This window comes from Roseicyclus sp., from assembly GCF_018402035.1.
Lineage (GTDB): Bacteria > Pseudomonadota > Alphaproteobacteria > Rhodobacterales > Rhodobacteraceae > Roseicyclus.
Map to the genome: position 1 here is coordinate 280,476 of NZ_JAGYJN010000003.1, position 20,598 is coordinate 301,073.

The following is a 20,598-nucleotide window of genomic DNA, read 5'->3' on the forward strand; positions in this document are numbered from 1 at the left end:
TTTTGCTTTGGCATGTCCGTTAGCCGCGCCGCGTTTCGCGGCCGATGCTCCAGCACAAGAGCGCGACGGGCAACAGCCCGACCGCCCCGATGACAAGGCTGGGCACCGCCGCTTCGGCCAGCCGTTCGTCCGAGGCGAGCCTGTGCGCCTGCACCGCCAGCGTGTCATAGTTGAAGGGCCGTAAGATCAGGGTTGCTGGCAACTCCTTCATCACATCGACGAAAACGATCAAGAGTGCTGTCAGGATCGCGGGCTGCAAGATCGGCACATGGACGCGGGCCAGCATCGGTGTCGGTCCATAGCCTAGCGTGCGGGCCACGGCATCCATATTGGGGTTCACCGTAGCCAAGCCCGCCTCATAGGTGTTCAGCGCCACCGCCATGAAACGCACCATATAGGCCGCGATCATCAGCCAGATCGAGCCGGTGATCAAAAGCCCGGTCCGTACCCCGAAATTCTGGCGCATGAAGGCATCAAGCGCATTGTCGAAACCCGCAAAGGGAAAGAGCAGCCCCACCGCGATCACGCCGCCCGGCACGGCATAGCCGATCCCCGCGATGCGCAGGCCGGTTTTTGCCGCGCGCGAGGGGAAGATGCGCGCATTGAACCCCATCGCGATGGCAGCCCCCACCGTCAACAGGGCGGCGATGCTGGCCAGCGTTAGCGAATGTTGCAAAAAGCCCAAGTAGCGTGGCGAGAACAGGATTTGGCTGGTCCCCGATGCCAGCGCGATCAAAATCCCGCTGGGCAACAGAAAGCCAAAGAACACGGGCAGGCTGCAGACAATGATCGCGCCCAAAGCGGCGCGCCCGCGCAGGGTGACGGGCTCCATCCGCTCAAAGCGGCGACCGGCGTCATGGTGGCGCTGGTTTTGCCTTTGGCGACGCTCGAGCGTGGCTAATGTCAGCGCCACGACCAAAAGGCATAGCGCCAATTGCGCCGCCGCTGCCCGGTCGAACAGGCCGAACCAGCTGACATAGATGCCGGTGGCGAAGGTCTGCACGCTGAAATAGGCGACCGTGCCGTAATCGGCCAAGGTCTCCATCATCGCAAGCAGAACGCCCCCCGCGATAGCAGGGCGCGCCACCGGCACCGAGACGCGGAAAAACGCCCCCCATGGCCCCAGCCCCAAGGTGCGTGCCGCGATATAGGCGGTCGCGGATTGGCGCAAAAACGCCGCCCGCGCCAAAAGATAGACATAGGGGTAAAGCACAAAGATCAGCATCGCCGCCGCCCCCCCGAGCGAGCGGATTTCCGGGAACCAATAATCGCGCGGCCCCCAACCGGTCAGATCGCGCAAGGTCGATTGCACAAGGCCCGGATGGTCCAGCAAATCGGTATAGGCATAAGCCAGCACATAGGCCGGATAGGTGAGCGGTAGCGCCAGCGCGATTTCCAAGATGCGTCGTCCGGGAAAGCGGGTGGCCGTGACCAACCACGCAGTCGCCGTGCCGATGACGCCGGTGCCGATGGCCACCACCAGCACCAGAAAGGCGGTCGTGCCCGCGTAGCGCGGCAAGACCGATCCGGCCAGCGCGCGCAGCGTCTCGCCGCCACCGCCAAGTGCCGCAACAGCCACGGCCACCATCGGCAAAAGGCAAAGCGCGGCCACCAGCCAAGCAAGCGCTGACAAGCGTCGAGAGCGGTGGAGGCGATGGGTATTGGACATGGGCGCGGCGGCTATGGTCTTTGAAAAGCAATCCGATCTCTTTTGTCAGGCTTTGGCCGGATTGCAAGGTGACAGGTCCGACATGGGCCGCAGTGTCGCAAAAGCTTCACTTGCATGTATGTGCAACTTCGATATTTCGAGAAATATGGAAATAACACTTGCAGAGAGATTCGCGACCCTCGGCCACCCTGTGCGGCTGGATGTGCTGCGCCTGTTGATCCGGCGTCATCCCGACCTCTTGCCCGCAGGTGAGATCGCCGAGGTGCTGACGCTTAGGCCCAATACGCTGAGCGGCTATCTTGCCGATCTTGTGCGCGCCGGGCTGATCACGCGCAGCCGTAGCGGCACCTATCTGCGCTATGGCGCTGACCTTGCGGGCATCAACGCGATGACCGGGGCGCTGTGGATCGATTGCTGCCTTGGCAGGCCAGATCTTTGCCCGCCCAACGCTCTTATAAACAGTTTTGGAGACACTCTCATGACAGCCGACCGCCCCTATAGCGTGTTGTTTATCTGCACCGGGAATTCCGCCCGCTCGATCTTTGCCGAATCGATCCTGCGCAAGATCGCGGGGGATCGGTTCGATGTGTTCTCGGCCGGCACCAAGCCGCAGTCCGAGCTGAACCCGCTGGCCGTGAAGATGTTGCAATCCAAGGGCTATGACATCGACAGCCTGCGTTCAAAGAATGTGGCGGAGTTTCAAGGCCCCGATGCGCCGGCCTTTGATTTCGTGTTCACCGTTTGCGACCGCGCCGCCAACGAGGCCTGCCCGCCATGGCCGGGTCAGCCGATGTCGGCGCATTGGAGCACGCCCGACCCGGTGAAAGCCGAAGGGACCGAGGCCGAGCGGATGCTGGCCTTTCAACATGCCTATGGGATGTTGCGCAATCGCATCGCAGCCTTTGCAGCGCTTCCCTTGGACGCGCTTGACCGGATCTCGCTGCAGCATGCGCTTGACGATATCGCCCGCAATCAGGAGAGCGCGACATGACCACCTATGCGTTGAACGGCTTGGGCCGGATCGGGAAACTTGCGCTGCGCCCGCTTTTGGAGCGTGGGGCCAAGATCGCGTGGATCAACGACGCCGTGGGCGATCCGGCGATGCATGCGCATTTGTTGGAGTTCGACACGGTGCATGGCCGTTGGCGCGCCGATATCAGCAGCGATGCCGACAGCATCACCATCGATGGTGTGCGCCTGCCTGTCTTGAACGAACGCGATCCATCCAAGCTGCCCTTGGATGGTGTCGATGTGGTGATCGACTGCACAGGCGTCTTCAAAACGGCGGCTAAGATTGCGCCCTATTTCGATGCAGGCGTCAAGCGTGTGGTCGTCAGCGCCCCGGTCAAGGATGGGGGGGCCGCCAATATCGTCTATGGCGTGAACCACGATATCTATGACCCCGCAGCGCACCGCATCATCACGGCTGCAAGCTGCACCACAAATTGCTTGGCCCCTGTCGTCAAGGTGATCCACGAAGGGCTGGGAATCAAGCATGGCTCGATCACCACGATCCATGATGTGACCAATACCCAGACCATCGTTGACCGCCCGGCCAAGGATCTGCGCCGCGCGCGGTCGGCGTTGAACAGCCTGATCCCGACCACCACGGGCAGCGCCACGGCGATCACGCTGATCTACCCCGAGTTGACGGGCAAGCTGAATGGCCATGCCGTGCGGGTGCCGCTGCTCAACGCCTCGCTCACCGATTGCGTCTTCGAGGTGGAGCGCGCGACGACAGCGGAAGAGGTGAACGCGCTGTTCAAAGCCGCCGCTGAAGGCCCGCTTAAAGATATCTTGGGCTATGAGGAGCGCCCCTTGGTCAGCGCCGATTACACCAATGACACACGTTCCAGCATCGTCGATGCGCCCAGCACGATGGTGGTCAACGGCACGCAGGTGAAGATCTACGCATGGTATGACAACGAGATGGGCTATGCGCATCGCTTGGTCGATGTCGCGTTGATGGTGGGCGAAAACCCATGACCGATACCGCGCAGCGCCCGGCAGGCATGGCCGCCTATATCGCGGTCACGGCGGCCTATTGGGCCTTTATGCTGACCGACGGCGCGCTGCGCATGCTGGTGCTGTTGCATTTCCACACGCTGGGATTTTCCCCTGTTCAGCTGGCCTATCTGTTCATCTTGTACGAGATCGCGGGGATCGTGACGAACCTGTCGGCAGGCTGGATCGCGGCGCGCTTTGGCCTGACGGCGACGCTTTATGCAGGGCTTGGGTTGCAGATCGTGGCGTTGATCGCGCTGGCGCAGTTGGACCCAAGCTGGGGGATCGCCGCCTCGGTCGCCTTTGTGATGTGCGTGCAGGGGTTGTCGGGTGTGGCCAAGGATCTGGCCAAGATGTCGTCGAAATCGGCGGTGAAGCTTTTGGCACCTGCGGGCGAGGGGGTGCTGTTTCGCTGGGTTGCGCTGCTGACCGGGTCAAAGAATGCGGTCAAGGGGTTGGGCTTCCTCCTCGGGGCGGCGTTGCTCGCCCTCGTCGGCTTTGTCGGGTCGGTGTTGGCGATGGCGGCTGTGCTGGCAGCAATCTTGTTGGTGATCGCGCTGCGCATGCCAAGCGGCCTGCCCACGGGTCGCAAAGGCGCCAAATTCACCGAAGTGTTTTCCAAATCCCACAACGTCAACTGGCTGTCGGCGGCACGGGTGTTCCTGTTCGGCGCGCGCGATGTGTGGTTCGTCGTGGGCATCCCCATCTATTTTTACGCGGTTCTGTCGGATGGCACAGTCGCGGGCAATCGCACGGCGTTTTTCACCATCGGCGTATTTATGGCGGTCTGGATCATTCTTTACGGCGCGGTGCAGGCCAGCGCGCCACGCCTTTTGCGGGCCGATACGCGGGGCGAGGCCGCCTTGATCGGCGAGGCATGGCGTTGGGCCTTGGGCCTTGCGCTTTTGCCCGCGCTTTTGGCCACGCTGGTGTGGTTTGCGGGCGCGCCCGCGCCGTGGCTGACCGGCACGCTGATCGCGGGGCTTTTGGGGTTCGGCGCGATCTTTGCCGTCAATTCGGCGCTGCATTCCTACCTGATCCTTGCCTTCACAAAGGCCGAGCGGGTCACGATGGATGTGGGGTTTTACTACATGGCCAATGCCGCGGGGCGGCTCATTGGCACGCTGTTGTCGGGGTTGAGTTACCAATGGGGCGGGCTGCCCGCGTGCTTGGGCGTCGCGGCGGTGATGCTGGCGCTGAGCGGGATCTTGGCACGACAGCTCCGCCCTGTTGCAGCCTGAGACGGCGTTAAGGGGCTGTTCAGGCTTGGCATGCTATGGCCCTTGCCATGGCCGAGACCGAGAATAAGACCCGCCCGTTGATCGTGAAGCGCAAAAAGGTGATCGCAGGCGGCGGTCATCACGGCGGCGCGTGGAAGGTCGCCTATGCCGATTTCGTCACCGCGATGATGGCGTTTTTCATGCTCATGTGGCTGCTCAACGCCACGACGGAACAACAGCGCAAGGGTATCGCGGATTACTTCTCGCCCACCATTCCCATCACGCGTATCTCGGGTGGGGGTGATGGTGCCTTTGGCGGCGACAGCCCGTTTTCGGAAACAACCACCGCCCAATCGGGCACCGGTGCCACCAGCCTGCGCCCGACCGAGGGGCGGCAAAGCCTCGGGGTATCTGGCACCAATCATCGTGATGAACCGGGGCAAGATGCCACTGCGCTGGCCCAGCTTGCCGCCGCGCTGACCGGGCAGAATGGCGATAGCGCCCTGCCCGAGCATTTGTTGGCCCATGTCGCGACACGGCTGACCGATGAGGGGCTGATCATCGAGATATTCTCGCGCCCCGGACAACCGATTTTCGACCCTGACACGGGTGCCGCCGCGCCATGGCTGGCCGATATCGCCGCCGTGATGGCCAGCTTGTTTGCAACGGTCACAAATGCCGTGGCGGTTGCGGGGCATGTTGCCGCTGAACCCGTGGTGGTTGCCGCCCAGACACGCTGGCATGTCTCGACAGACCGGGCGCATCGCTTTCGTGGCTTGCTTGAGATGGCGGGTCTGGACCCAAGCCGCATCATGCGTGTGACGGGCCATGGCGATCGCGAAGCGGTCAGCGAGAACCCGATGTCGCCGCGCAACGAACGGCTAGAGATCATTTTGTTGCGGGCCGACCGCTAGGCCGGTCGCGGAAATACCTCGAATTTGAAGTGTTAGGCCCCTGTTAAGTGGCGTCTGCCAAGGGTGGCCATGTCCCAGATGCAGCAGAAAGGCGCATGAGATGACCATTTCCTCTTCGCTCAATTCCGGCGTGGCCGGTCTTCAGGTGAATGCAAGCCGCCTTGCCACCATCGCCGATAATATCGCCAATGCTGGCACCTATGGCTACAAGCGAGCGGTCGCCGATTTTCATTCCCTCGTGATCATGCAAAGCGATGGCAGCTATTCTGCGGGTGGTGTGCGCGCCTCAACGTCGCGGATGATCGACCAGCGCGGTACGCTTGTCACAACCGGCAATCCCACCGATCTGGCCATTGGCGGGCGCGGCTTGATGGCGGTGACATCAGAGGCAGCACTTGACGGGCCGGGCGGGAACCTTCCCATCCGGTTGCTGACCACCGGGTCTTTCCGCCCCGACGCGGAGGGGATTTTGCGCACCCAGACGGGTGAGGTGCTGATGGGTTGGCCTGCCAATCCTGATGGCACCATTCCCAATTTCCCGCGCGATTCCTTTGACGGGTTGCAACCGATCCAGATCAATTCGAACCAGTTTACCGGCGACCCCACCACGCGGATGCAGCTTTCCGTCAACCTACCCGCGACCCAGACCGACGCAAGCAGCAGCGGTGAGCCATTCGTCATGTCGGCGGAATATTACGATAATCTTGGTACCTCCCAATATCTTGAAATCACCTTTACCCCCCAAATCCCTGCCGCCGGGATGAGCCATAATTGGACCATGGTGGTGCGCGACAGCGCCAGTGGCGGTGGCGTGGTCGGGGAATATGGGCTGGCCTTTGATGATGCGCGCGGCAATGGCGGCAACTTGGCCGCGATCACCCCGATCTCGGGGGGGGCCCATGATGCCACGACCGGTACGCTGGCGCTGAATGTCGATGCGGGGCCGCTTGACCTTGTGATCGGTGGTCCCGGCCTACCAGGCGGGCTGACGCAGCTGTCCGATACATTTGCCCGCGCCCCGGTGATCAAGAACGGCTCACCCGTCGGTGATCTTAGCCGGGTGGAGGTGGATGCAAATGGCAATCTTCACGCGATCTACGACAATGGCATCACAAGGGTGATCTACCAGATCCCGATTGTCGATGTGCCCAACCTGAGCGGGCTGACCACGGGCGATAACCAGACCTATTTGATCTCGCCGGATTCGGGACAGTTCTTCCTATGGGATGCGGGCGATGGGCCCACGGGTGAAATGGTGGGCTATGCGCGCGAGGAATCGACCACCGATGTCGCGGGTGAATTGACCCAGCTGATCCAGACGCAGCGCGCCTATTCCTCGAATGCCAAGATCATCCAGACTGTCGAATTGTCGCGCGCGCTGGCCACGGATTTCCCGGTCGAGATTTCGGATTGGGTTTTCTGGAGGTTCGCGTTGACGGATTTGAGCGTTTGCAGCGCGACCATGGCGCTGTTGTTGGTGAGAATGCTGGACATGATTTGCCCTTCCAGTTTTCGATCGCGGCGCGCTTTGGCGCCATGAAATTCAAGGCCGTCATCGGCCCCGGCGAAGCGTCATCTTGACACCTGCACCCCATCGCTTGGGGATGCGCCACCCAATCGGGTGCAGGGGCAAATTCAGCCATCAGGTCTAAACAGCCGCCTAATTCGGCCCGCGATTTGCAGCGGATTTTAACGGCCTCAGCGCCGTGAGATCATTTGGCCGGGCAGACAGGCGGCGGCTTTGCGGCCTTGCGCGTTATAGGTTGTCAAAGCCGTCGCGGGCGCGCGGTCATGCGTGGCGCGCGCCAGCCCTGCGCGCGCGGATAACACAAGGCGCGCATTGCGCGCGGCGATCTGCGCCAGATCTGCAAGGGCCACCGGATCGACACGCGCGCGGGCGAGCCGGCGCATGGCCTGGTCCAGCCGTTCGGGCAGTTTGGCGAGCGTCGCGATATCGCCTTGCAACAGTGCGGCACGCTGTTGGTCAAGCAAGCGCGCCACGGCCCCCACCGAATCGCTATCGCCCGTCATTGCGCCGCCCCGCCGTCTTGATCGCTGCGCGCGACGAGTGAGGCGTAAAGCGATTGCGCCAGACCGATGCCGCCGCGTTCGACCAAGGCGCGCGCATGCTCAGCCCGCAGAAGCGAGGCAAACTGCGCCTCGCCCACGCCGCCGCCGAAACTCTCGCGCGATTGGCCAAAGCCCGCATGTTTCAGCATTTCCGCCAGAAAACTGGCCTCAAGCTCTTGCGCGACTTGCCGCAGCGCGGCGGTTTGATCGTGGCTTGGCGGGGGCGTGATCGCGTGGGCGCTGGCTGTGATCGGGGCGGTCATGGCTTACCTCGGATTGTCGCGAATTGGCGGTAAGCTGACAGCGGGGCGTAAAGAATTCGTAAGGAGCTTTGGGCGCATAAGCGGATGAGAACGCAACAAGGGACAGCCAGAATGGATGACCTGCTCCATGGCCTTGCGGCCTTGTCCGACCGGATCAGCCGCCCAAGACAGAGCTTGCCGGAGATCGGGCAAGAGGCCGCGTTTATGGCGGCCTTTACCAGCCCGGATCAGGGGGTGGAAAAGCTGTCGATGGATCAAGCCCTTGATCTTGGCGGTCATGTTATGAGCACGCCACCGATTGCGCCAAAGGCCGCGCCGATGGTGCCGCCACTTGGGGCTTTCGCTGGCCCTTTGGCGGATGCTTTGCCTGAAAGTGGGCAGCGGGTGGTCGCGATGGCGGATGCGCCGCAGGTCAGGCCGATGCCGCATATAGCTGCGCCGGAGATGCGCAAGTTTGATGTGGCAATCTCACCGGAAGTTCCGCCGTTGGTTCCGCCCGAAACGGCGCTGGTCGCGTCACCGGGTATCATGCCCGATGTCATGCCGATGGCGGATCACCCGGCAGCAATGCGCGCGACGCGACGCGCGCCCGCCCTTCACCCCACCGATGTGATGCCAAAGCCAACTGATGCCATTGGCAAGATGTCTGACCCGTCGGCGGATGACACGCCCCCGCCGCTTAAGGTTTTGCCAGAACAGCAGGTGGCCAAAAAGGCCGCGCCTGTCGCTTTGCCCGCAGCTGCGCCGCCGCAAGGCGAACAGACCATGGCTCAGAGCTTGGCCCAGCCTATTGCGCAGCAACTTCTTGCACCCGGGGCGGGGGCTGCCTTGGCCACACCCAAAGCCCTGCCAAAGGATGCGGCGGCGGCGCTAGATCTTATAAAAGAATTACCTCCGCGCCCTGTCGTCGCTGAGGCGATGGTGATGAGAATACCTGACATTTCCACCCCGGCGCAGGTCAAGATGATGCCGCAGCCTGTGCTATTGCCGCTCTCGTCGTCACCTGTGCCGATGCCCATGCCCATGCCCATGCCCATGCAAGCGAATTTGCCCACGCCAATCGTGCCAATACCGATGCAGATGCAGTCAGCTTTGACCCCGCCCCATGCGACACCAGCCTTGGTAGCATTGTCACCGTCCAACAATTTGGCAGCCCGTCTTGAACCCCTCCCCCTCGCCGTCGCCCCGACTTTGCCCGTCGTGGTGACGGCCGCAGCCCCCGTGGAATTGCCCGCGACGCCGGTGCAGCCACCCCTCCAAGCCGCGCCACTGGCCCCCAGATTCTCGGATCAGCCGCGTCTGGCCCCAGCGATGAAGCAGGACGGGCCGGTCCCGCCACAGAAGGTCTTAGGCGCGGTTGCCGCCTTGCCTCGCCCTGCTACCCCTGATCCTGCAACAACGCCCTCAGGGGCGGTTGCGGTTGCCGCACCGCTGAGCGTTGCAGCCCAAGTTACGGGCGCATCTGTGATGCCCTTGGCCACGGGTGAAAACGGACTGCCGCAGGTTGCGGATCACATGCCCAAACCAGCCTTGGCGCCAATCCCGATGCCAAGCTTGCCCGACATGCCGGTCGCGCCTACCCAAGCCCCACCCGCGCCGGTGGCGATGCCCTTGGGCGATCCCGGCGATCTGGCCTTGGGCTTTGGCTTGGGTTTGGCGGATGCCGCAGCAACGCCGTTGGCGGCGCGTTTTGGCCCCGTCACCGCCGATTTGCCCAGCCTTGCCCACAACACAAGCCAGCAGATCGCGACCGGGGCGGCGCAGCTTTCGGCCGCGCCGGGTGGGGCTGTCGATATCGCGCTTGACCCGCCCGAGCTTGGGCGCGTCCGCCTTAGCCTTGTCGAGGTGGCGGGCACGATGACCCTGTCGATCACCGCCGAACGCCCTGAGACCGCCGATCTAATGCGCCGCAATCTGGCACTTTTGGCTGATGCTTTTGCCCGCCAAGGCCTTGATGCGCCTTCGGTCGATATTTCGGGCGGTGGTCAAGGTGGCCGCCATCCACGCGAAGAGGGCCCGCGCCTGCCGTTTGACGCGCAAGATCAGCCAAGCCTACGCCCCACCGGCCCATCGGCTGAAAAGGCCGCGCCGATGGCGGCAAGCGGCCTTGATCTGCGGCTCTAGCAAGGAGAGCATGATGGAGATTTTTCAAACCAACCAAAGCTTTGGCGCGAACCCCAAAACGGGGGCATCGGCAAGCAAGGCGGGTGTCATCACCTCGGACTTCGAAACATTCTTGCGGATTTTGACCACCCAGATGCAGAATCAAGATCCGCTCAACCCGATGGAATCGACCGAGTTTGCAAGCCAGCTTGCGCAATTCTCGGCCGTGGAACAGCAGGTGCGCAGCAATGAATTGCTGGAGGGCTTACAGGCCGGGCTGCAAACATTGGGCATGGGGCAGATCGGATCATGGATCGGGATGCAGGCGCGTGCCGAAATGCCCGTCAATTTCGAAGGGCAAAGCGTGACGCTGGCGGGAGCGCGCCATGTGCTGGCCGACCGGATGGAATTGATCGTGCGCGATCAGGCGGGCGAGGTGGTGCAACAACTGCCCATTCCGCTCAGCGATGACAGCTTTGCATGGAATGCTGCTGGGCTGGATGGCAACGTCCTGCCGCATGGGATTTACAGTTTTTCGGTCCAGAATTGGTCAGGCGAAGCGATGATCGAGGAACGCGGCGCGATGGTCTATGGCATCATCCAAGAGGTCGCGATGGTCGACCAAGAGGTTTGGCTGTCGATGGAGGGGGGGGTGGGCATTCCCGCAGGTGATCTTTTGGGGCTAGGCCGGCCGGGGAGCTAAGGCTCAGGTCAGATAGGCCAAGATCGCAACCGCCCCCGCCCCAAGGATCAACCCGGCGGCAGCGATCCCCAATCGCTCGGGCCAAGGGCTGCGGCGTGCAACGCGCGGTGGGTTCGCCTGTGCCAAGAGGGCCCGCTCGGCCAAGGCAGGCAGGCGTGGGCCAAAGCGCGCCAGAACGCGCGCGGTCGCCACCAGATCGCGCAGCGCGGCCTTGGGGCCGATATTCTCGCGGATATATTCCTCGACCACGGGGCGCGCGACGGTCCAGATATTGATCTCTGGATCAAGCGAGCGGGCCACGCCCTCGACCACCACCATGGTGCGTTGCAGCAAGATCAGCTCGGTCCGCGTTTCCATCCCGAAACGCTCGGTCACTTCGAAAAGATAGGCCAAAAGCCGCGCCATCGAGATGCGGCTGGCATCCATGCCAAAGATCGGCTCGCCCACGGAACGGAGCGCTTGGGCAAACTCGTCGATATCGCGGTCGGCGGGCACATAGCCCGCTTCGAAATGCACCTCGGCCACGCGGCGGTAATCCTTGCGGATAAAGCCCATCAAGATCTCGGCATAGACGCGGCGGGTATAGGCATCGAGGCGGCCCATGATCCCGAAATCCAGCGCCACCAGATCGCCATTGGGCGCGATCTTGAGGTTGCCGTGATGCATATCGGCATGAAAGAACCCGTCGCGCAGCGCATGGCGCAAAAACATCTGCAACACGCGTGCGCCCATCGCGCGCCGGTCGACCCCATTGGCGTCGATGGTTTCCAGATCCGAAAGCGTTGTGCCCGTGACCCAGCCCAGCGTCATCATCCGGCGCGAGGACAAGAACCATTCCACCTGTGGTACGACGAAACCGGCGTCGTTCTTGGTATTGGCGTGAAACTCACCACAGGCCGAGGCCTCGATCCGCAGGTCAAGCTCCTGCATCACCACACCTTCGAAATGGGTGATGACATCGCGTGGCCGCAACCGGCGCGAGGCGGGCGAGAGTGTCTCGACAAACCATGCGATCAGGTAAAAGGCGTCGATATCCTTGCGAAAGGCACGCTCGATGCCGGGGCGCAGGATCTTGACCGCCACTTCGCGCCCATCCCCCACCAGCCTTGCGCGATGCACCTGCGCGATGGAGGCGGCGGCGACAGGTTCCGAGAATTCGGAAAACAGCGCATCCAGCGGCTTTTCCATCTCTTGCGCCACGACGCGCTTTGCCTCGGCCAAGGGAAAGGGCGGCAGCTTGTCTTGCAACACCTGCAATTGCAGCGCCATCTCGGCCCCCACCACATCGGGGCGGGTCGAAAGGATCTGGCCGAACTTGATATAGGCAGGGCCAAGGGCGGTCAGCGCGCGCGGCACGGGCGGCACGCTGGGATCACCGCGCAGCCCCAAGAACTTGAACGGCCAGCCCAAGACGCGCGCGGCCACGCGAATCGTGCGCGGGGCGTCCACGGCCTCGAGCACAGCGCTCATCGCACCTGTCCGCTCGAAGGTGGCGCCGGTGCGGATCAACCGCCAGATGTTATGGGGGCCCTTCACCTCAGATTTTCCACCCCGAATGAAGCGCTGCGATCCCCATCGACAGGTTACGATAGCTCACCTGTTCAAAGCCTGCATCGCGGATCATCGCGGCGAATGTCTCTTGGTCGGGAAAGCGGCGGATCGATTCGACAAGGTACTGATAGCTGTCGCGATCCCCCGCGATCAGCTGGCCCATGCGCGGGATCACGTTGAAGGAGTACAGATCATATAGCTTTTGCAGCCCGTCATTTGGCAATTGGCTGAATTCCAGCACTATCAGCCGCCCACCGGGTTTGAGCACGCGAAATGCCTCGGCCAGCGCATCGGGGATGCGGGTCACGTTGCGGATGCCGAAACTGATCGTGTAGCGGTCGAATGTGTTGTCTTCAAAGGGCAGGGCCATCGCATCGCCCACGATCCAGTCGAGTTTCTCGGCCATCTGGCTCGCTTCGGCGCGCTTTTGCCCCTCGATCAGCATGGATTCGGTCATGTCGAGCACGGTGGCGCTGGCACCGGGTGCGCGGCCCAGAAAGCGGAACGCAACATCGCCCGTGCCGCCCGCCACATCAAGCAGGCGTTGCCCATCGCGCGGCACCAGCCAATCCATCAGCGCATCTTTCCAGACGCGGTGGATGCCCATGCTCATCACATCGTTCATGATGTCGTATTTCGAGGCGACATTGGTGAAAACACCATGGACCATCCCGGCCTTGTCATCCTCGGCCACATCCCGAAAGCCGAAATGGGTCGTGCGACCTGTGCTGTCTTCGGCCATCGTGGCTTGTCCTTTTTCTTACCCGCTTCTTCTTATAGAGGCACATCAGCGCGTTACAACGCCGCCCGTGATATAGGAAAGCCCGCTTTGCCCGAACTTCCAGAAGTCGAGACAGTCCGTCGCGGGCTTGCCCCCGTGTTGGAGGGCGCGCGCATCGCGCAAGCTTTGGTCAATCGCCCTGATCTGCGCTGGCCTTTTCCCGAAAACATGGCCGCGCGGCTGACAGGGGCCGCGATCACAGCACTTCGGCGGCGGTCGAAGTATATTCTGGCCGATCTCGATACTGGTGAGACCTTGATCGTGCATTTGGGCATGTCGGGGCGGATGATCGTCTCGGCGCCTGAGGGTGCGCGCGATATGCTGGCGCAGTTTCACCATTTGCATCCCGCGCCTGAAAAGCATGACCATGTGGTGATCGACACCGATCAGGGTGCGCGCGTTACCTTTAACGATGCGCGTCGGTTCGGGGCGATGGATCTGTGCCCCACCAATGCGGTCGATGATCATTGGCTGATCAAGGGGATTGGCCCCGAACCTTTGGGCAACGCCTTTCACGCCAATCACCTGATCGCGGCGTTCAAGGGCAAGCGCAGCCCGGTCAAAACCGCGCTGCTCGATCAACGGATCGTGGCGGGGCTGGGCAATATCTATGTCTGCGAGGTGTTGCACCGTGCGGCCATTTCGCCCTTGCGCCACGCAGGCCGGATCGCGCCCGCGCGTATCGCCGCGATGATCCCCATCATCCGCGATGTGCTGTCCGAAGCGATCGAGGCCGGTGGTTCCAGCTTGCGCGACTACCGTCAGGCCGATGGTGAGTTGGGGTATTTTCAACACAGATTCCGCGCCTATGGCCGCGAGGGCGAGCCCTGCCTAACCCCCGATTGCCAAGGGATAATCCGCCGTGTTGTGCAATCGGGGCGGTCGAGCTTCTATTGCCCTGACTGTCAAAGATAGCTTGAAACCACGGGCGATGGTGCTAACCCTCCGCCCCCAAGCCCCAGTGGCACCCATAGCCCGAGAGCCTGACCCATGGCCTATGAGACCCTGATCGTCGAGATCGAAGATCACATCGCGCTGATCAAGCTGAACCGCCCCGATGCGCTGAACGCCCTCAACTCCACCTTGTTGGGTGAGTTGTCGGCGGCGCTCAAGGCGGCGGATGCCAATGACAAGGTGCGCTGCATCGTTTTGACGGGCAGCGAAAAGGCCTTTGCCGCCGGTGCCGATATCCGCGAGATGAGCGAGCAAAGCTTTGTCGATGTCTTCGCAAACGACATGTTCGGCCCCGATGCCGAAGACATGCTGCGCGTGCGCAAGCCGATCATCGCGGCCGTTGCAGGCTATGCGCTGGGCGGTGGTTGCGAATTGGCGATGATGTGCGATTTCATCATCGCCGCCGATACGGCGAAGTTCGGCCAGCCCGAGATCAATTTGGGCGTCATGGCCGGTATGGGCGGCTCGCAGCGGTTGACGCGATTCGTCGGCAAGTCGAAATCGATGGATATGCATCTGACCGGTCGCTTCATGACCGCCGAAGAGGCCGAACGCTCGGGCCTTGTCAGCCGTGTTGTGCCCGCCAAAAAGTTGATGGATGAGGCGATGGCCGCCGCCGCCAAAATTGCCGAGAAATCCATGCTCGCCGCGATGGCCGTGAAAGAGGCGGTCAATCGCAGCTATGAGACCACGCTGCGCGAAGGGTTGTTGTTCGAGCGCCGCCTGTTCCACGGGCTGTTTGCGACCGAAGACCAGAAAGAGGGCATGGCCGCCTTCCTCGAAAAGCGCGAGCCGCAGTTCCGCGATAAATAGGCGGCACGCGTCTCTTTAGGATATCGCGGCGTTTGTGCTTAGGGCTTTGCAACGACAACAAAAGCATCTATAGGCGCGTCAGACATGCGTGTGAGGCCCGCCTTGGCCAGAGTCGCCCGGTTGCTGAACTGGGCTCGGGATCTCCCGCGCTATTGCATATTTGAGATCCGACGAGACGAAAGAGAGACAGCATGGCAAATTCGCCCCAGGCAAAAAAGCGCGCCCGCCAAGCCGAGCGCCGCACCATCGTGAACAAGGCGCGTCGTTCGCGCATCCGCACATTCCTGCGCAAGGTCGAGGAAGCGATCGCCGGTGGCGATTACGCCGTCGCCGAAACCGCGCTGCGCGATGCACAGCCCGAGCTGATGCGCGGCGTGACCAAAGGTGTTTTGCACAAGAACACCGTGTCGCGCAAAATCTCGCGCCTGTCTGCGCGTGTGAAGGCCCTCAAGGTCTGAAATCGCGACAGCACGTCCCGTTAGGGTTGTGATCCAAAAAGCGCTCCGCACTGCGGGGCGCTTTTTTTCTGAGAAAAATTTCGTGGAGTCAGAACCCGCTATCGCTTTGCGGGAGATTCGGGAGACAAAGAGTTGAGTGTCAAGTTCGAAGAGTCGTTGCAGCGCCCTTGCGCAATCCGCTAGCTTGACTGAGCGATTCAACTGCTCTGGGGGGCAGGTCGAAGGGGATAGTGAGTGCTTGGAAAGCCGGCTTGGGGTTGCGCCCATCTGGCCCTGCGTGTCGGCGTAAAGTTGATGCTCAAGCATGACGGGTGGTTTCACGCGGATCATTGATCCGCTTTGATTTCTCGTTATTCCGCATCGATCCGGCACCGAGCGACTGACCTTCGCGTCATATTTGTAAATTCGGTGTCCGCCGCCCTTAAGCACCGGACCTGTTGTATGTGGTACGCCCTGTTGGGTGTGGAATGGAGGTCTGGGCAAGTTCCAATGACCATCAAAAGAATCGCTTCGCATCCGCGGGGGTGCGATTGAAGCAATGGGCGTCGCAAGGCGTCTGAAAACAAGAAACGAGGATGGGACGATAATGACGAACGAGACTTGGGGCCGGGTCCGTGTTGAGCTGCGCAAAGCCGTTGGCGAAAACAACTTTACCGCCTGGATTGACCCCATCGTTTTCGATCGTCTGGAAGACCGCACCGCGCGGTTCCATGTGCCCACCAATTTCTTCGGCAGCTGGGTCTCGCAGAATTTCCGCGATGTGATTTTGCGCCATTTGAATTCTGCCGGGATCGGTGTGGATCGCGTTGAATTTTCCGTCTGCCCCGCCAATGCGGCGCGGGCCGATAACGCCAATGCCGCCCCGGTTGCGACCCCACGCCCATCGCTCCGCGCGCAGGGAACTGGGCTCAAGACCGGGACAGATGATCTTCCCGGTGCGACGCTTAACCCCGGCTATACCTTTGATAACTTCATCGTCGGCAAACCCAATGAGCTGGCCCATGCCGCCGCGCGCCGCGTGGCCGAAGGGCGCGATGTCACCTTTAACCCGCTGTTTCTTTATGGCGGCGTTGGCTTGGGTAAGACCCACTTGATGCATGCCATCGCATGGGAGTTGCGCACCCGCTTTCCCGAGGCGCGCATCCTGTATCTCTCGGCCGAACAATTCATGTATCGCTTTGTGCGCGCGCTACGCGAGCAAGACACCATGACCTTCAAGCAGATCTTCCGCTCGGTCGATGTGCTGATGGTCGATGATGTGCAGTTCATCGCCGGCAAAACCTCGACGCAGGAAGAATTCTTTCATACCTTCAATGCCTTGGTCGAAGAGGGCAAGCAGATCATCATTTCCGGTGATCGCGCCCCCGTCGATATGGAAGCGCTTGATACCCGTATCGCCTCGCGGTTGCAGTGCGGTTTGGTCGTCGATCTGCACCCTACCGATTACGAATTGCGTTTGGGCGTTTTGCAGCACAAGGCCGAGCAGGCATTGGCGCGCAATCCCCAGATCAAGCTGGCCGAGGGTGTGCTCGAATTCATGGCGCAGCGCATCTCGACCAACATCCGCGTCGTCGAAGGGGCGTTGACGCGCCTGTTCGCCTTTGCCGATCTGGTGCGCCGCGAAGTGACGATCGAGATGGTCCAAGACTGCTTGTCCGACATCCTGCGCTCGACCGACCGCAAGGTGACGCTGGATCAGATCATCAAGACGACCTGCGAATACTACAATATTCGCCAAGCCGATATCACCGGCTCTAGCCGCGCGCGCGCGGTGGCCCGTCCGCGCCAGATGGCGATGTTCCTGTCCAAAACACTGACCAGCCGCAGCTACCCCGAGATTGCCCGCAAGCTAGGTGGCCGCGATCACACCACCGTTCTTTACGGTGTGCGCAAGATCGAAGAGCTGATGGCCGTGGATAGCCAAATCGCCGAGGATGCCGAGATTTTGCGCCGGATGCTTGAGGCTTGATTGCACGACATTAAGCTGTCCGGTCCCTATGGGGCTTGACGCCCGCGCCCGCGCGCGACACTCCTTAAATAAATGCTTATGCACACGGGGGAGGCGGCGAGGCTCGCATCCCCCGCATTTGTCGGAGCCAGGGCCATGAAATTCTCGATCGAGCGCGCCACCTTGTTGCGGGCTGTCTCTCAGGCACAGTCCGTTGTCGAACGCCGCAACACCATTCCGATCCTTGCCAATGTCTTGATCGAGGCCGAGGGCGATACCGTCAGCTTCCGCGCCACCGATCTTGATATTGAAGTGGTCGACCGCGCCCATGCCATGGTCGAACGCGCGGGTGCGACCACCGTGTCAGCCGTCACCTTGCATGAGATCGTGCGCAAGCTGTCCGATGGGGCCTTGGTCACCTTGGCCGATGATCCCACGAATGGGCGGCTTACGGTGCAGGCGGGTCGCTCGACCTTTCAGCTTGCGACCCTGCCCAAGGAAGATTTCCCGGTCATGTCCACGACCGAGTACAGCGCGAATTTCTCATGCCCTGCGCCGGTTTTGCGCCGCCTGTTCGACAAGTCGAAATTCGCCATCTCAACCGAAGAGACCCGCTATTACCTCAATGGCGTCTATTTCCATGTCTCTGAAAGCGAGGGTGGCCCGGTGCTGCGCGCGGTCGCGACCGATGGGCATCGTCTGGCCCGGATCGATGCCGATCTGCCCAGCGGCGCACAGGGCATGCCCGGCGTGATCGTGCCGCGCAAAACCGTGGGCGAGATGCGCAAGCTGCTTGACGACGATGATGCACAGATCGCGGTGTCGGTGAGCGAGACCAAGATCCGCTTTGCCACGCCCGAGATCACGCTCACCTCTAAGGTGATCGATGGCACCTTCCCCGATTACGCGCGCGTCATCCCGCTGAACAATACCCGCCGGATGGAGGTGGACGCCGCCGATTTCGCCAAGGCCGTAGATCGTGTGGCAACCGTCTCGTCCGAGCGCTCGCGCGCGGTCAAGATGGCGCTGGATGAGGATCGGCTTGTGCTCTCGGTCAATGCCCCCGATGCGGGCAATGCCGAAGAGGAATTGGCCGTGGCCTATGGCGATGAGCGGCTCGAGATCGGGTTTAACGCGAAATACCTGCTCGAGATTGCCAGCCAAGTGGATCGTGAGAACGCGGTATTCATGTTCTCAAGCCCCGGTGAGCCGACGCTGATGCGTGAAGGTAACGATACCAGCGCGATCTATGTCGTGATGCCGATGCGGGTCTGACGGGGGCGGAAAACGCGCGTTTTCCGCACCGCAAAACCCGGGTTTTGCGCGTGGGAAATCCCGGGATTTCCCACGCGTTTTCCTCGAGGAAAACGCTTTGAGCCCATTCGTCGCGCGCCTTGCCCTGTCGCATTTCCGCAGCCATCGCCGCGCCAATCTGGCATTTGATGGGCGGCCAGTGGCGATCTTTGGCCGCAATGGCGCGGGCAAGACCAACCTGATCGAGGCGGTTTCGCTCTTGTCGCCCGGTCGTGGCCTGCGGCGCGCGGGGGCCGATGAGATCATCCGCCGCCCCGAGGCGATCGGCTGGAAGGTGACAGCCCAGATCACCGGCGGCGGCCCCGATCATGAGGTGGTGCTGAGCGCTGAACCCAATCATCCGCGCCTGACCCAGATCGACGGCAAGACGGCGGCGCAAACGGCCCTTGCGCGGCTTTTGCGCATCATCTGGCTGGTGCCCGCACAAGACCGGCTTTGGATCGAAGGGGCCGATGGGCGGCGGCGCTTTCTCGACCGCATCGCGCTGAGTTTTTTCCCCGAACATGCCGAGGCGGTGTTGAGCTATGAAAAAGCGATGCGCGAACGCAACCGCTTGCTCAAGGATGGGGTGCAAGATGCGCGCTGGTATGGTGCGCTCGAGGGGCAGATGGCTGATGCGGGTGCGCGGCTGACCGCCCATCGCCGCGATGCTATTGCGCGGATCATCGCAGCCCAAGAGGGTGCGGTCACGGCCTTTCCGACTGCGGCCCTTGCGCTTGAGATGGATGATCTGGCCACGCCTGCCGATTTTGCCGCGGCCCTTTCTGAAAGCCGTTCCCGCGACATGGCCGCAGGGCGCAGCTTAATCGGCCCGCACCGGGCGGATCTATCCGCGATCTACAGCGAGAAAGCGATGCCAGCGGCGCAATGTTCGACCGGCGAACAAAAGGCGCTGCTGATTTCGCTGGTGCTGGCCAATGCCCGCGCGCTTAAGGCCGAGACAGGCAGCGCGCCCTTGGTGCTGCTTGACGAGGTCGCGGCACATCTGGATTCAGGCCGCCGTGCGGCACTTTTTGACGAGATTTGCCAGCTTGACGCGCAGGCCTTCATGACCGGCACGGGGCCAGAGCTTTTCACCGAACTGGGCGCGCGCGCCCAACATCTGAGCGTCACAGACCAAGGCGGGGCAAGCGAGGCCCGATTTTGCGATGAAGCCCCATCATGACCGTCACATTTGAACAATTGGCCCTCTATGCCGCCGCGATGGCAGGGTTGTGGATCATTCCCGGCCCTGTTTGGGTCGCGCTGACCGCGCGCGCGCTGTCGGGCGGCATGGCAGGGGCTTGGCCCTTGGCCGTGGGTGTGGCGCTGGGCGATCTGATCTGGCCGCTTTGCGCAATTCTTGGATTGGCTTGGGTGCTGTCGCTTTACGGCGATGCGCTTGCCGTGATGCGCTGGATCGCGGCCTTAGTCTTTATCGGCATGGGGCTCCTCTTGTTTCGCGCACCCGCCAAGGCACCCGGCACCGATAGCCGGATGACGCGGCCCGGCCTTTGGGCGGGGTTTTCCGTGGGCGTCGCCGCCGTGATCGGCAACCCCAAGGCGATCTTGTTCTACATGGGTTTTTTGCCCGGATTCTTCGATCTGACGCAGATTGCTGTGCCTGATATCGTTGCCATCCTTGCGATCTCGGCGGTGGTGCCTTTGATCGGCAATCTGGGGCTGGCGCTGTTTCTTGATCGTGCGCGGCGCTTGCTGCAAAGCCCGCGCGCGATCCGCAGGCTGAACATCGGCTCGGGTGTCTTGCTGATCTTGGTGGGCGTGGCCATCCCCTTTGTCTGACGGGCCATAGGGTTTCGCGGTAAGCCCGCGCAAAACATCTAAATATTGTGT

General features: G+C 61.9%; 19 protein-coding genes and 1 pseudogene. 14 read left to right on the top strand and 6 right to left on the bottom strand.

From position 1 onward, the window contains the following. Window positions 1-19 precede the first annotated feature (19 nt). Entirely contained in the window at window positions 20-1,669 is a 1,650-nt protein-coding gene (locus KG698_RS07395; RefSeq protein WP_213684916.1) for an iron ABC transporter permease, read from the bottom strand. A gap of 145 nt (window positions 1,670-1,814) precedes the next feature. Between KG698_RS07395 and KG698_RS07400 the strand changes: the two genes are divergently transcribed. The 5 genes and pseudogenes from KG698_RS07400 to KG698_RS07420 all read left to right on the top strand — a co-directional run. Then, entirely contained in the window at window positions 1,815-2,660 is an 846-nt protein-coding gene (locus tag KG698_RS07400) for a helix-turn-helix domain-containing protein (RefSeq protein ID WP_213684917.1), read from the top strand. Then, entirely contained in the window at window positions 2,657-3,655 is a 999-nt protein-coding gene (locus KG698_RS07405) for an ArsJ-associated glyceraldehyde-3-phosphate dehydrogenase (protein WP_213684918.1), read from the top strand. Before KG698_RS07400 ends, KG698_RS07405 begins: the two co-directional genes overlap by 4 nt. Further along, window positions 3,652-4,914: an organoarsenical effux MFS transporter ArsJ gene (arsJ, locus tag KG698_RS07410; RefSeq protein ID WP_213684919.1), complete on the top strand. Its 1,263-nt coding sequence runs from the start codon at window positions 3,652-3,654 to the stop codon at window positions 4,912-4,914. Before KG698_RS07405 ends, arsJ begins: the two co-directional genes overlap by 4 nt. 47 nt (window positions 4,915-4,961) lie before the next feature. Further along, window positions 4,962-5,807 (top strand): flagellar motor protein MotB, encoded by an 846-nt coding sequence (locus tag KG698_RS07415; protein ID WP_213684920.1) that lies wholly within the window; start codon window positions 4,962-4,964, stop codon window positions 5,805-5,807. A gap of 100 nt (window positions 5,808-5,907) precedes the next feature. Then, window positions 5,908-7,137: pseudogene (locus tag KG698_RS07420) on the top strand (flagellar hook protein FlgE); the annotation flags it as partial. On the opposite strand, the gene KG698_RS15560 reads toward KG698_RS07420, so the two are convergent. The 3 genes from KG698_RS15560 to KG698_RS07430 form a co-directional block, all read right to left on the bottom strand. Continuing rightward, window positions 7,137-7,301, bottom strand: a complete 165-nt coding sequence (locus tag KG698_RS15560) for a hypothetical protein (RefSeq protein WP_367114060.1) — start codon at window positions 7,299-7,301, stop codon at window positions 7,137-7,139. The pseudogene KG698_RS07420 and the gene KG698_RS15560 overlap by 1 nt on opposite strands. Window positions 7,302-7,505: 204 nt before the next feature. Beyond that, window positions 7,506-7,838, bottom strand: a complete 333-nt coding sequence (locus KG698_RS07425) for a hypothetical protein (RefSeq protein ID WP_213684922.1) — start codon at window positions 7,836-7,838, stop codon at window positions 7,506-7,508. Then, a complete protein-coding gene (locus KG698_RS07430; RefSeq protein ID WP_213684923.1) occupies window positions 7,835-8,140 on the bottom strand; it encodes a rod-binding protein in 306 nt (101 codons plus the stop codon). The genes KG698_RS07425 and KG698_RS07430 overlap by 4 nt, the downstream gene beginning before the upstream one ends. Before the next feature lie 111 nt (window positions 8,141-8,251). Here KG698_RS07430 and KG698_RS07435 point away from each other — a divergent pair, with 111 nt between their 5' ends. Both KG698_RS07435 and KG698_RS07440 read left to right on the top strand, forming a co-directional pair. Continuing rightward, the gene (locus KG698_RS07435) at window positions 8,252-10,264 is read left to right on the top strand and encodes a flagellar hook-length control protein FliK (protein WP_213684924.1); all 2,013 of its coding nucleotides are present in this window, start codon (window positions 8,252-8,254) and stop codon (window positions 10,262-10,264) included. 13 nt (window positions 10,265-10,277) lie between these two features. Beyond that, window positions 10,278-10,946 (top strand): flagellar hook capping FlgD N-terminal domain-containing protein, encoded by a 669-nt coding sequence (locus KG698_RS07440; RefSeq protein WP_213684925.1) that lies wholly within the window; start codon window positions 10,278-10,280, stop codon window positions 10,944-10,946. Window positions 10,947-10,949: 3 nt separating this feature from the next. On the opposite strand, the gene ubiB is transcribed toward KG698_RS07440, so the two are convergent. Next, window positions 10,950-12,482 carry a 2-polyprenylphenol 6-hydroxylase gene (ubiB, locus tag KG698_RS07445; RefSeq protein ID WP_213684926.1) on the bottom strand — a complete coding sequence of 511 codons (1,533 nt, stop codon included), beginning with the start codon at window positions 12,480-12,482 and terminating at the stop codon, window positions 10,950-10,952. A gap of 1 nt (window position 12,483) precedes the next feature. Next, a complete protein-coding gene (ubiE, locus tag KG698_RS07450) occupies window positions 12,484-13,239 on the bottom strand; it encodes a bifunctional demethylmenaquinone methyltransferase/2-methoxy-6-polyprenyl-1,4-benzoquinol methylase UbiE (RefSeq protein ID WP_213684927.1) in 756 nt (251 codons plus the stop codon). Between the two features lie 87 nt (window positions 13,240-13,326). On the opposite strand from ubiE, the gene mutM reads away from it, so the two are divergent. From mutM to KG698_RS07485, 7 genes are all read left to right on the top strand, one after another. Then, window positions 13,327-14,193, top strand: coding sequence for a bifunctional DNA-formamidopyrimidine glycosylase/DNA-(apurinic or apyrimidinic site) lyase (gene mutM, locus KG698_RS07455; RefSeq protein WP_213684928.1), 867 nt, complete (start codon window positions 13,327-13,329; stop codon window positions 14,191-14,193). Between the two features lie 75 nt (window positions 14,194-14,268). Further along, on the top strand, window positions 14,269-15,045 hold the full coding sequence (locus KG698_RS07460; protein ID WP_213684929.1) for an enoyl-CoA hydratase: 777 nt from the start codon (window positions 14,269-14,271) through the stop codon (window positions 15,043-15,045). A 191-nt stretch (window positions 15,046-15,236) separates the two neighbouring features. After that, window positions 15,237-15,503 carry a 30S ribosomal protein S20 gene (gene rpsT, locus KG698_RS07465; RefSeq protein ID WP_213684930.1) on the top strand — a complete coding sequence of 89 codons (267 nt, stop codon included), beginning with the start codon at window positions 15,237-15,239 and terminating at the stop codon, window positions 15,501-15,503. 586 nt (window positions 15,504-16,089) lie between these two features. After that, window positions 16,090-17,472 (top strand): chromosomal replication initiator protein DnaA, encoded by a 1,383-nt coding sequence (gene dnaA, locus KG698_RS07470; RefSeq protein WP_213684931.1) that lies wholly within the window; start codon window positions 16,090-16,092, stop codon window positions 17,470-17,472. Between the two features lie 135 nt (window positions 17,473-17,607). Continuing rightward, window positions 17,608-18,726 (top strand): DNA polymerase III subunit beta, encoded by a 1,119-nt coding sequence (gene dnaN, locus KG698_RS07475; protein WP_213684932.1) that lies wholly within the window; start codon window positions 17,608-17,610, stop codon window positions 18,724-18,726. Window positions 18,727-18,823: 97 nt separating this feature from the next. Next, the gene (recF, locus tag KG698_RS07480) at window positions 18,824-19,930 is read left to right on the top strand and encodes a DNA replication/repair protein RecF (protein WP_213684933.1); all 1,107 of its coding nucleotides are present in this window, start codon (window positions 18,824-18,826) and stop codon (window positions 19,928-19,930) included. Next, window positions 19,927-20,547 carry a LysE family translocator gene (locus KG698_RS07485; protein WP_213684934.1) on the top strand — a complete coding sequence of 207 codons (621 nt, stop codon included), beginning with the start codon at window positions 19,927-19,929 and terminating at the stop codon, window positions 20,545-20,547. The genes recF and KG698_RS07485 overlap by 4 nt, the downstream gene beginning before the upstream one ends. Window positions 20,548-20,598: the final 51 nt, after the last annotated feature.